The sequence below is a fragment of the Amaricoccus macauensis genome, from assembly GCF_014201905.1.
Taxonomy (GTDB): Bacteria; Pseudomonadota; Alphaproteobacteria; order Rhodobacterales; family Rhodobacteraceae; genus Amaricoccus; species Amaricoccus macauensis.
On record NZ_JACHFM010000010.1, the window covers coordinates 24896 to 35187 of the forward strand.

At 68.3% G+C, this 10292-nt stretch carries 13 protein-coding genes; 10 read left to right on the top strand and 3 right to left on the bottom strand.

The genetic code is table 11. From position 1 onward, the window contains the following. Positions 1 to 108 precede the first annotated feature (108 nt). The 3 genes from HNP73_RS22340 to repC are packed head-to-tail and all read right to left on the bottom strand — an operon-like array spanning position 109 to position 2167. The gene (locus HNP73_RS22340; RefSeq protein WP_184155494.1) at positions 109 to 417 is read right to left on the bottom strand and encodes a hypothetical protein; all 309 of its coding nucleotides are present in this window, start codon (positions 415 to 417) and stop codon (positions 109 to 111) included. Next, positions 414 to 1034: a hypothetical protein gene (locus HNP73_RS22345; protein ID WP_184155498.1), complete on the bottom strand. Its 621-nt coding sequence runs from the start codon at positions 1032 to 1034 to the stop codon at positions 414 to 416. Before HNP73_RS22345 ends, HNP73_RS22340 begins: the two co-directional genes overlap by 4 nt. Next, the gene (gene repC, locus HNP73_RS22350; RefSeq protein WP_184155501.1) at positions 1019 to 2167 is read right to left on the bottom strand and encodes a replication initiation protein RepC; all 1149 of its coding nucleotides are present in this window, start codon (positions 2165 to 2167) and stop codon (positions 1019 to 1021) included. The genes HNP73_RS22345 and repC overlap by 16 nt, the downstream gene beginning before the upstream one ends. A gap of 820 nt (positions 2168 to 2987) precedes the next feature. On the opposite strand from repC, the gene HNP73_RS22355 reads away from it, so the two are divergent. From HNP73_RS22355 to HNP73_RS22395, 10 genes are all read left to right on the top strand, one after another. Next, positions 2988 to 3404 (top strand): hypothetical protein, encoded by a 417-nt coding sequence (locus tag HNP73_RS22355; RefSeq protein WP_184155504.1) that lies wholly within the window; start codon positions 2988 to 2990, stop codon positions 3402 to 3404. Then, positions 3401 to 4168, top strand: a complete 768-nt coding sequence (locus HNP73_RS22360) for a lytic transglycosylase domain-containing protein (protein WP_246400038.1) — start codon at positions 3401 to 3403, stop codon at positions 4166 to 4168. Before HNP73_RS22355 ends, HNP73_RS22360 begins: the two co-directional genes overlap by 4 nt. After that, positions 4156 to 4497: a TrbC/VirB2 family protein gene (locus tag HNP73_RS22365; protein ID WP_246400039.1), complete on the top strand. Its 342-nt coding sequence runs from the start codon at positions 4156 to 4158 to the stop codon at positions 4495 to 4497. Before HNP73_RS22360 ends, HNP73_RS22365 begins: the two co-directional genes overlap by 13 nt. After that, positions 4494 to 4775: a VirB3 family type IV secretion system protein gene (locus tag HNP73_RS22370; protein WP_343063435.1), complete on the top strand. Its 282-nt coding sequence runs from the start codon at positions 4494 to 4496 to the stop codon at positions 4773 to 4775. The genes HNP73_RS22365 and HNP73_RS22370 overlap by 4 nt, the downstream gene beginning before the upstream one ends. Next, positions 4768 to 7125, top strand: a complete 2358-nt coding sequence (locus HNP73_RS22375; protein WP_343063436.1) for a VirB4 family type IV secretion/conjugal transfer ATPase — start codon at positions 4768 to 4770, stop codon at positions 7123 to 7125. Before HNP73_RS22370 ends, HNP73_RS22375 begins: the two co-directional genes overlap by 8 nt. Then, on the top strand, positions 7125 to 7259 hold the full coding sequence (locus tag HNP73_RS23820; protein ID WP_281379335.1) for a hypothetical protein: 135 nt from the start codon (positions 7125 to 7127) through the stop codon (positions 7257 to 7259). The genes HNP73_RS22375 and HNP73_RS23820 overlap by 1 nt, the downstream gene beginning before the upstream one ends. Beyond that, complete coding sequence (locus tag HNP73_RS22380; RefSeq protein WP_184155507.1) at positions 7256 to 7975, top strand: type IV secretion system protein; 720 nt, start codon at positions 7256 to 7258, stop codon at positions 7973 to 7975. Before HNP73_RS23820 ends, HNP73_RS22380 begins: the two co-directional genes overlap by 4 nt. Next, on the top strand, positions 7972 to 8382 hold the full coding sequence (locus HNP73_RS22385; RefSeq protein WP_184155510.1) for a hypothetical protein: 411 nt from the start codon (positions 7972 to 7974) through the stop codon (positions 8380 to 8382). Before HNP73_RS22380 ends, HNP73_RS22385 begins: the two co-directional genes overlap by 4 nt. Before the next feature lie 19 nt (positions 8383 to 8401). After that, entirely contained in the window at positions 8402 to 9574 is a 1173-nt protein-coding gene (locus tag HNP73_RS22390; RefSeq protein ID WP_184155513.1) for a type IV secretion system protein, read from the top strand. A gap of 74 nt (positions 9575 to 9648) precedes the next feature. Then, the coding region (locus tag HNP73_RS22395; protein ID WP_184155516.1) for a VirB8 family type IV secretion system protein at positions 9649 to 10292 on the top strand (644 nt) is incomplete at its 3' end.

The following is a 10292-nucleotide window of genomic DNA, read 5'->3' on the forward strand; positions in this document are numbered from 1 at the left end:
CGGACGCCCGGCAGTGGCAACGCAACGAACGGCCGCTTCTGTCCTTGTGGCCGATCCGGCCGGGCCACTGCAAATGGCGGCTGTCCGCCCATCTCGACGAGATGAACCTCAAGGCTGCGCTGGTTCCCGGCTGTCGGAACGGATCCTCGCATCGTCTCCGAACCAGAGCATCCACCGCGCCATGATCTCGTTGACCTCCTTCGTGGCGCTCTCGTGCTCTCGGCCGAGACAGTTCAGATACTCCTGCATCGCCAAGAGGTAGGTCTGATACTCCTGGTTCAGGAAGTCGCGGAACTCCCGATCGTCTGTTGGGGGTCTGACTTCCTCGGGGGGCAATGGCCGCAGGCAAGCCTCCTGGGCCGCGGCCGAGCCCGCTGCCCCCAAAGTGATCTCCAGCGCCAGAAGCCACCGGTTCACGGGGCGCCTTCCAACGTGATCGTCGGCTGCTCCGCGATTTGGGTCAGCTCCTCGGGGGTGAGGGTCAACAAGAATCCGGTGTCGGGGTTGGAGAGAAAGACCGGCGACACATAGGGCTCACTCCCGGCGCCGGTCGGAATGGTGATCTGGAAGCGGTAGGCGATCCGCTCCGCCGCGACCGGCGCACCGAGGAACCAGGTGCCGCCTTCGAAGACCGAAGGGATATACTCGGCGTCGGGGTAGCAGCTCGGCGTGGCGAAGGTGTAGTCGGCAGTTTCGTCGAACGCCATCGGCGCCGGCTCGAGGCAGATCCAGCCGACGCGAGACTGGCGGGACGGCCGGGCGAACGCGACCTCGGCGGCGCCATAGGCCGAGCCGTCGCTCATCGTGCAGGTGTCGAACGGCGGCTCCGGCGGCCGGTCGGTGATGCGGTCGATCATGTAGTCGTAGGCGTCGCTGCAGGTCCCCGACGACTCGCTCGGAAACCCCGCCGCCATGCAGAGGATGACGGCACAGTCGATGTCGTAGTCCGCCGCGGCCGAGGGCAGAGGAGCGAGGCCTGCAACTCCTCCGAGCGCGGCGGCCGCAAGGGAGCCAAGGGTCAGGACACGAGGCATGATGGGTTCCTCCAGGTCTGGGGGTGAGAGGGCACGAGGGTGGGACAGGGGTCGTCGGCCCCCCGGGCCTGGTGCAGGAGACCGAACAGGTTCCGGCTGAGGCGAAGCGGCTCGGTCTCGGCGCGGGCGGCCATAGCTCGGACCCATGCCGCAGGACAGCGAATGGCGCCCCGGCGCTCGATGCTGCTGGCGTCGGCGAGCAGCACCAGGACCGCGGCGCCGGCACGGCCTAGCTCGGCCTGGGCCTCGGCCCATATCGCGTCAGTGACGCCGATCTCGGCCGCGCGCTCATAGGCAGCGGCCGTCAGGCTGGCCCAGCTGACTCCACCGCCGCTTCTCTCGATGCGGGCACGCCAGTCGAACGGAAGCGCCACCGCCAGCATGTCGAGGGTGATGTGACGAAGTGCGTCAGCCTCGGCGCCGCTCTGGCTTCTCTGCGGTCTACAGACAGGATTCTCATCCTTCTCTGTGGTGTTGGGTCGGACGATTTCGTCGGTTCGGTCGGACGAAAAGATCCGACTGCCGGCATCCTCGTCGTCGTCCGCCAGCACCCGGATTGCCGCCTCGAGCCGGCCGACCAGGGCCGCGAGCTCGCGGAGAGGAAGCCCCCGATGCCGGCTCGGGCTGGCATCGAGGGCGGCAGCTGCGGGAGGCGCCATGTCTCCTCCAACCATAACGAGCCCGCGCAGCTGCCGCTTCAACTCGGAAACCCGGGCGGCCAGTCGGCGCCGCTCGTCGAGCTCGATCTCCGCCTCGAGCGCGGCATGCTCGATCCTGTCGGCCGCCGCGAGCATCGGCGAAAAGTCGATGCCCTGGAGAACCACGATGCGGCCGCGCCGGCGCTGGATCATCCGACGGCCTCCACCAGCAGAACGATCGACCACCAAGCCGTAGGCCTCAAGCCGACGGATGTGGCTGCGGATGGTGCGCGGGTCGCAGCCGCGCTCGTCGGCGAGGTCCTGCACGCGCGCCGGCGAGATCGGCCGATCGGCGTCACCGGGGATGTACCGCAACAGCACGTGGCCGGTGACGAGGACCGCGTCCGGCAGGCCGTGAGCGACGGCCGCCAGGCGCAGGACACGGTGCAGCTCCCCCTGGGGGAGCCGGGGTTCGACGGACTGCTCTTTCTCCATTCCTGACCTCCGGTCGGGAGGTGCGAGGCGTCCGACAGGGCAAATCCTCCTCGTTCGCCGGAGGGCGGTTTTTCCTTGCCTGCCGTGGACCGGGTCGCTAGCCTGCAAGGTGACAGACTTCAGTGCTAGCGACCCTCGGGTGGACCTCGTGCCTCCGAGGGTTTCTTTTTGGGCTGAGGCTTGGGCGACTTGTCGCCGCGGTCACGGCGGCCTCCCGGCCTTCAACCCCTAGCTGTTAACCTCTCCTCCATCTTGTGGTAGCGGCAACGACCGCCGCGAGGGCTGGACACCGTCCGGCTGTGAGTCCAGCGTGGAGGCGCGGAATCAGTTTTGGCGCGACGTTCCCTTGAGCGCCATACTAAAAACAGATTTGGCGCCATTTTCTGTTTCGCGACACTTGACACATGGCGCGAAAGGCGATTACGGTCCTGCTTGGAATTCGGCGACTTTTCGCCTACGGCTTCTCGATCACCAATCGAGAGCCAGACGAATGGATAGCAGCCAGCAGCTCGTATCGAACTATGTCCGGTCGTTTGTCGAACAAGATGGAGGCTCTCTCCGCTTCGCCCCGATACGGGATGAAGACGGGCGCATGTGTTGGGAGCTTTATGGTATCCTGCCAGACGGCGTGGAACGTAAGGTCATGCTATCCAAGACTGGTAAGCCACGGATATTCAAGTCTTCCGACGCCGTCATCGCCTACTGGCAAGATATCTACCCAGAGGCGAGTGAGGTTACAATTCCAATACTTAAAAGCGGCAACAAGTAAGTGCGAATCGCGTTTCAGTCCTAATCCGCCAATCCGGCAGGAGACGGGGCGATGAGCGGGCGGTTTGCTGACCCGCGGGTGGTCGATCTCTACGAGGCGACCGCCGAGCTCAAGGCTCGCCGCAGAATCCTCCGCGACAATCGCCGAAAATCTCTCGCGCGAAAGTTGCGGCGACTGCCTATTTCGCGGTCAGCTCTTTGGGTCGCCGGGTTCTACGCGACGCTCGGCGCTTGTACCGCGCTCTGGTGGCACTGGGATGACGTCGGGCTGCCGCGGCTGCTGATGGGATCGGTGCTGCTCGTCGCCGTGCTCCTGGCGATCGGCCGGGAGGTCGTTGCGACGCATCCGGTGTGGATGCTGTTGCCGCCGGCGGCGATCGTGGTGGCGGCGTTCTTCTGGTATCCCCTGGCGCCGACGGCGGCGATCCTCGCGCTGGTCCTCATCATCAACCTGGTATGGCTGGCATGAAGACGCGGGCAGTAGTCATGGGCTTCTGCGCCTCGGTTCTTCTGTCCGGAGGGGTCGCTCGCGCCGACGTTTGGGAGTTCGACAGACAGGGGAACGTGCTCAGATCTCCGGATACGCGTGAGTCTGATAATGTCTATTATGATGAGAACGTTTTCGGTGGAGGTCCGGATACTCCGGTTTCCCAGTCCACCCGGAACGTCTCCCGGGCCATCTACCAGCCGATGGCCGAGGGTGTCGCCGAGGTCTACGCGGCCGATCCGGCAGTCGCCGGCGCCGGGCTCGAGGAAGCGGATTTCGTCCGGCTCTTCGTCGCGCTGATCGACCAGGAGTCGCGGTTCGATCCGGCTGCCGTGTCGCCGAAAGGCGCGCGCGGGCTCGGCCAGCTGATGCCAGAGACCGCGGCGCTGCTCGGCGTCGACGCCGGCGAGCCGATGGCGAACCTGCACGGCGCCGCGCGCTACCTGACCGCGCAGCTCGCCGAGTTCGGCCGGGTCGACCTGGCGCTCGCCGCCTACAACGCCGGCCCGCAGAGGGTCGAACAGTTTCACGGCATCCCGCCGTTCCGCGAGACCCGCGACTACGTCGCGAAGATCACCGCAGCGGCCGCGCTCACCGGCGGCGTGCCCGCGGCCGCGGACATCCCGCGTCCGACCGTCGGCCGCGCGTTCGCATCTCCCTCCACCCCCGAGCTCGAGACCGATGTCGTCGAGCCGGTCTCTCTCGCAGCCCCCGCACAAGGAACCGTGCTCGAATGGAAAAGATGATCGCGACCACGCGCCAGATGATCGGCGTGCCGCTCCCCTCGGTCCTGCCGGGCACCCGGCTGGTCTGGCTGCTGCTGGGGCTGTTCGCGGTCGCCGCCGTCGTCGGCGGCCCGGCAGCCGCGCAGGATCTCTCGCCGATCGACACCTTCTTCGCCACCCTCGGCGCGGCGCTGACCGGCACCACCGGCCGGGCGATCGGCCTCGTCGCGCTCGCCGCCGTCGGCGTGATGTTCCTGTTCGGGCGGATGAACATGGGCTTCGCCGTGTCGATCTGCGTCGGCCTCGTCATCCTCTTCGGCGCCGCGACCATCCTCGGCGGCTTCGCGTGAGCTTTTCCGCTCCCTGCTTCCAGGCGCTGACCAGGCCCGTCTCGATGATGGGCCTGCCGCTGACCTACGTCGTCATCCTGGCGATGACGACGATGGGGGGCTTCATCGCCACGCTCAGCTTCGTCTACTTCGCGACCTCGGCGATCATCGGCTACGCGGCACTCCGGGCGCTTGCCGCGTGGGACCCGCGGATCTTCGACGTGATCCTGACCAGCCTGCGGAGGACGCCGCTGCCGGCGGCCTGGCTGCGCGGCAAGGGGGTCGTCTACCGTGCTTGAGAGCGTGCGCACCCTCGCCCGCCGCCGGCTGGAGCCCCGCGAGCGGCCCGACGACGCGATGCTGGTCCGACACCTGCCCTACGTCACTGCCGTCACCGATGACGTGCTGATGCTGCGCGACGGCGAGATCATGGCGACCTTCGCCGTCGACGGCATCGGCGCCGCCACCGCGGAGAGCGTCCTCGTCTGCGACGTGGCGGACGCAGTGCAGGCGGTGGTCGCCCAGGCGACCCCCGACCTCGGCTTCCACCTCCACCGCGTCTCTTTCGTCGCCGACGCGCGGCTCAAGCCGCCGCTCGACGCCGATCCGTTTTCCTTCGAGGTCGATCGCCGCTGGCAGGCGGCTCTCGCGGCGATGGAGCTGCGCGAGCGCCGCTCGTTCCTGACCGTGGTGCTGCGGCCGCAGAAGCTCCTCGGGCTCTCGACCCGGCTGTTCGGCGCCGGCGCGACGGCGCAACGCGACCATCTCGCTCGCCGGGTCGAGCGGCTGAACGAGACCGTCTCCTACCTGATGGAGACGCTCGCCGTCGCCGGCCCGGAGCGGCTCACCGTCGCCGACGGCCGCTGGCTCGGGCTCTTGCGCACCCTCGTCACCGGCCGCTTCGAGCCGATCCCCCTGCCCCAAACCTTCGAGCCGGTGGCGAACCTCGTCGCGGGCTCCAGCGTCCGCTTCGAGGGCGACCGCTTCCTCGTTCCGGGCGCCTCGACCGAGGACATGCGCTTCGGCGCGGTCTTCTCGCTCAAGGCCTACCCGGCCTCGACGGCGCCGGGCATCTTCGACCACTTCGACCTCGACTTCGACAGCGTCGTCACCCACTCGTTCACCCCGATCGAGCAGTTCGAGGCACTGGCGCGGATCCGGCGCACGGTGCGCCAGATGGGCGCGGCCGACGACGCCGCGGCGTCGCTCCGCGGCCAGCTGATCGATGCCGCTGACGATCTCGCCTCAGGGCGGATCAGCTTCGGGCTGCACCACGCCTCGATCGCGGTCTTCGCCCGCGACGAGGAGGAGCTCGACGAAGCGGCAGCGCAGGTCCGCGCCTCGGGACAGCGCGCTGCTTGCGTGCTGGTGCGCGAGGACATCGGCGCGCGGTCGACCTGGTTCGCCCAGCATCCCGGAAACCAGAGCTACCGCGCTCGCGCCGCGATGGTCTCGTCGCGGAACTTCGCGCACTTCACCGCCCTCCACGCCGCGCCCGGAGGCCTCGACGCCGACCGCACGCCCTGGGGTGAGGCCGTCACGATCCTTCCAACCGTCTCCTCGAGCGCTTACCGCTTCAACTTTCATCTCGGCGGCAAGGCTGGCGAACGCACCGTCGGCCACACGCTGGTGCTCGGCCAGACCGGCTCGGGCAAGACGCTCGGGACGGCGTTCCTGATCGCGCAGGCGCGGCGCACCGGATGCAGGGTCATCGTCTTCGACAAGGACCGCGGCCTGGAGATGCCGGTCCGCGCCATGGGCGGCGCCTACAGCGCGGTGCGGCTCGGCGAGGCGACGGGGTTCAATCCGTTCGCGGCCGAGACCGACGACCGCGGTCGGGCGTGGCTCGCCGACTGGCTGGCGGCGATGCTGTCGCGCGAGGGGCCGCTGACCGCGATCCAGAGCCAGGCGCTGACGCAGGCGGTGGCGGCGAACGCCGAGACCGACCCGGGCCTCCGTACCCTCGCCTCCTTCCGCCGGCAGTTCCGCTCGGTCGACGACGACGGCGCGCTCCACGACCGCATGGGCGACTGGGATCAGGACGGCAGCTTCGGCTGGCTCTTCTCCGGCGCCGGCGTCGACACCCTCTCTTTCGATCAGCCGGTGACCGGGTTCGACCTCACCGAGATCTTCGACACCAGCGCCGTCCGCACCGCCTGGCTCTCCTACGTCTTCCGTCGCATCGAGCGCACCGTCGAGGACAGCCGGCCGACGCTGATCGTTCTCGACGAGGCCTGGAAGCTCCTCGACGACCCCTACTTCGAGCGCCGGCTGAAGGACTGGATGCTCACCATGCGCAAGAAGAACGTCGCTGTGGTGCTTCTCACCCAGCGCGTCGCCCACATCCGCGAGAGCAAGGCCGGCGGCTCGATCCTCGAGTCGGCGGTGACGACGATCCTCTACCCCAACTCGCGCAACAGCGCCGAGGAGATGGCGCCCCTCGCCCTCTCCGATCGCGAGCTCGACTTCGCCTGCGTCAGCGCGCTCGAGGCGCGCCTCGCGCTCGTCCGCTCCGGCGGCGCCAGCGCCATCGTCGACATGGATCTGCGTGCCCTCGGGCCCCTGGTGAAGGTGCTCGGCGGCGGCGCCGGCGAGTGGGCCGCCGAAGGCTGGCGCGAGCGCCCCGACTTCTGGAAGGAGATTGCCTGATGCGCCCGAAATTGCGGTGGCTCTGGATCGCGCTGGCGGCGGCCGCGCTCGGCGGCTGCGCCGGCTACACCGACAAGACCAGCCCCTGCGTCTGCAACTGGGCGCCGATCGGCGACGCCGCGGTGCCGGCATGACGGGGCGTGCTCGCAAGGCGACCGCGCTCGCTGCCTTCGGCCTCGCCCTCCTCGCCGCGCCGGTCCCCCACGCCGCGGCGCAGGGTGTGCCGGTCTTCGACGCGACGAGTGTCGCGAAGCTGATCGAGCAGATCGCCACCCAGGCCGAGCAGCTCGCGACGATGAAGACCCAGCTCGAAAGCCTGACCGGGGCGCGCGGCCTCGGCGCCTTCCTGAACGCGCCCGAGGATATCGCAGCGCGGGCAGCAGCGACGAACCTCAACGGCATCGTCGACGGCGCCATCACCGGTAGCCCGATCCTCGGCAACACCGCCCGGCTCGCCTCGGCGATCGAGCGGCTGAAGGGCAACTACCAGCTCGACCTGCTCGGACCCTACGCGAGCTCGGACATCGTCCAGTACCGGGCGCTCGCCAATCTCGGCGGCTCGTCGCTCGCGGCGATGGCGACCGGCGAGGACAGCTACAGCCGGGCCAACGAGGCGATGACCCGGGTCAACCAGCTCGTGCCGCAGATCGACGCCAACACCGACGTCAAGGCGGCGATCGACTTCAACACCCGGGTCCAGATCGAGCAGATGCAGGTGATGAACGAGCTGCTGCGCGTGCTGTCGGCCCAGGCCAACGCGACGGGCGCGCAGGCGCTGTTCATGACCCGCGAGCAGATGGCCTCGCGCGAGTTCATGAAGGTCAACGGGATCGGAGGGGCAACCCAATGAGGATGAAGAGAATTGCGGCGGCCGCTGCGGTCTTGGTGATCGCCTCCGGCGGAGCACAGGCAGCCGGAGGCTCCTTCACGTGCAAGGACGGCTTCGGGACCATGAAGGAAATCAAGGCGGAGGTCGGCGGCAGCTCGGCCTTCATCAGCATCGTCAACCAGTACGTTCAACGTTGGGATGCCCGAGAGGCGCAGCGCCTTTGTTCGGCCTACGCCGCGGGAGGGCCGGCGACGATCTCCTGCTTGAACGGGAAGCGCGACTGGAACGCCATCAAGGCCTCGATCCCGCCTGCGTACTTCGGGGGCAGCAATCAGCAGCTCGCCGATGCCTACACGGCCGAGGTGGAGAAGGGCACGGGCTACCTAGAAGCCATGACCTACTGCCGCAGCGTTGGCGCCATAAAATAGCGCTTCGGGAGGTTGCGGAGTGGCTACCTACATTCAAGACACGCTCGACATGATCGACATGACCGTCGCGAATTACGCCCAGAGCGTGTTCACGGACTTCGGCGGACCGGTCAGCGCGACTATTCGGCTGGGCGGGGTGGTCGCCATCGCGTTTCTTGGCATCAACGTCATGATGCAGTGGGTGCCACTGCGGGTTACTGACTTCGCCAAGTGGGGTGTCCGCTACCTGATCATCCTGGCCGTCGCGACCTCCTGGGCGCAGTTCCTCCCCTTCTACGACATGCTGACCAACGTCCCGAGCTCCGTCGGTGCGTCGCTCCTGGATGTCTCCGGGGCGAGCTCGCTTAACCAGTCGTTGGACCTGATGGTGACGTCGATCTTCGACTTCTCTGATAGGGCCGCCGACGAGAGCGGCTTCTTCTCGATCAGCCTGCTCTCAATCATCCTCGCCATTGTCGGTTCGCTGATGGCCTGCGTGGCGATCCTCGTCGCAGGGATTGCCAAGATCGGCCTTGCGATGGCGGTCTCCCTTGCGCCCCTGTTCATCGCAAGCCTGCTGTTTCGGGGTACGAGCGATCTCTTCTCGAGCTGGGCGAAGTTCACCTTGGGGTTTGCCCTGATCCCCCTCGTCCTCGCGGGCGTCATGGGCGCGATCGTTCGGATAGGTGGCGATCTGATTGCGAGCATCGATGGGGCCGCGACACTGACGGACGCTGCGCCATTCCTGATCGTCGCCCTCGCCGCGATCTTCCTGATGTCGCAGGTGCCGACGATGGTGAACGGTCTGGCCGGGACCGTCGTCGCCACGGCGAGCGGTGTCCGAGAGGCACGCCAGCTCGCCGGAGGCGTCGGCGCGGGAAGCGGGGTGAAGGCGGTCGCCCGCACCGCGCACCCGGCGGTCGCGGCGGTGTCCGGTGCGGTCGGCGCCGCCCGCGCCGCCGAGGGCGGCATGGGCGCCCGGGCCTCCGCCGGCGCGCAGGAGCTCGTCCAGAACTACGAGGCCCGGAAGAAGGGGCGCGAGCGCCATCAGGCGCGCATGGCGAACATGGGCCGGCGCTCGACCTTCGGGGGCGATTTCGAGGCGGCGCAGGCCGGGTCGCTGCAGTTCAGCCGCGAGCGAAGGCGCCAGCGCACCGAGGCGCGGACCGCCGATCGCTCGACCTCTGACAAGGCCAAGGCGCCGCCCGGCTAAGGGCGATCCCAGCCGCAGATCATCGTTCGTGCGCCCCGCTCGTCGCGGCGCCATGAAAAGGAGTCCGCCCGCTCATGTCCCAGAGGTCCGACGTCGCGCAGCGCTTCGAGGACGAAGTCTTCTTCGGCCTGCAGCGGCGGGCGGCGCTCTTCGGCTGGCTCGCCGGCCTGTCGCTGGCGACGGCGCTCTGCGCGGTCGGGGCGATGGTCTTCATGCTGCCGCTCAAGGAAATCCGCCCCTACGTCGTCATGGTCGACCGCCAGACCGGTGAGTCCGAGCTCGTGGTCTCTACCCGGCCAGCCGACCTCGCCGAGACCGACGCGGTGCGCCAGGCCGAGCTCGTCCGCTACGTCAGCGAGCGCGAGACCTACGACACCGCCGACAACCGCGAGCGCATCCCGGCGGTCCTCGCCACCTCGCAGGGCCAGGCTGCGACCTCGCTCCGGGCGCTGTGGACCAAGGAGGCCGACCAGTACCCGCCGGCGATCTACGGTGAGGACAGCCTGATCAGGGTGAAGGTCCGCTCCGTCGCGATCCTGAACGACTCGACGGCCCAGGTGCGCTTCACCCGCACCCTCGAGCAGCCGGGGATGCAGCCGGTCATCCGCGCCTTCGTCGCCACTGTCGGCTTCGCCTTCCAGCCGCGGGTCGAGCGCACGCTCGAGGCGGTCTGGCAGAACCCGCTCGGCTTCACCGTGACGAGCTACCGCATCGACGC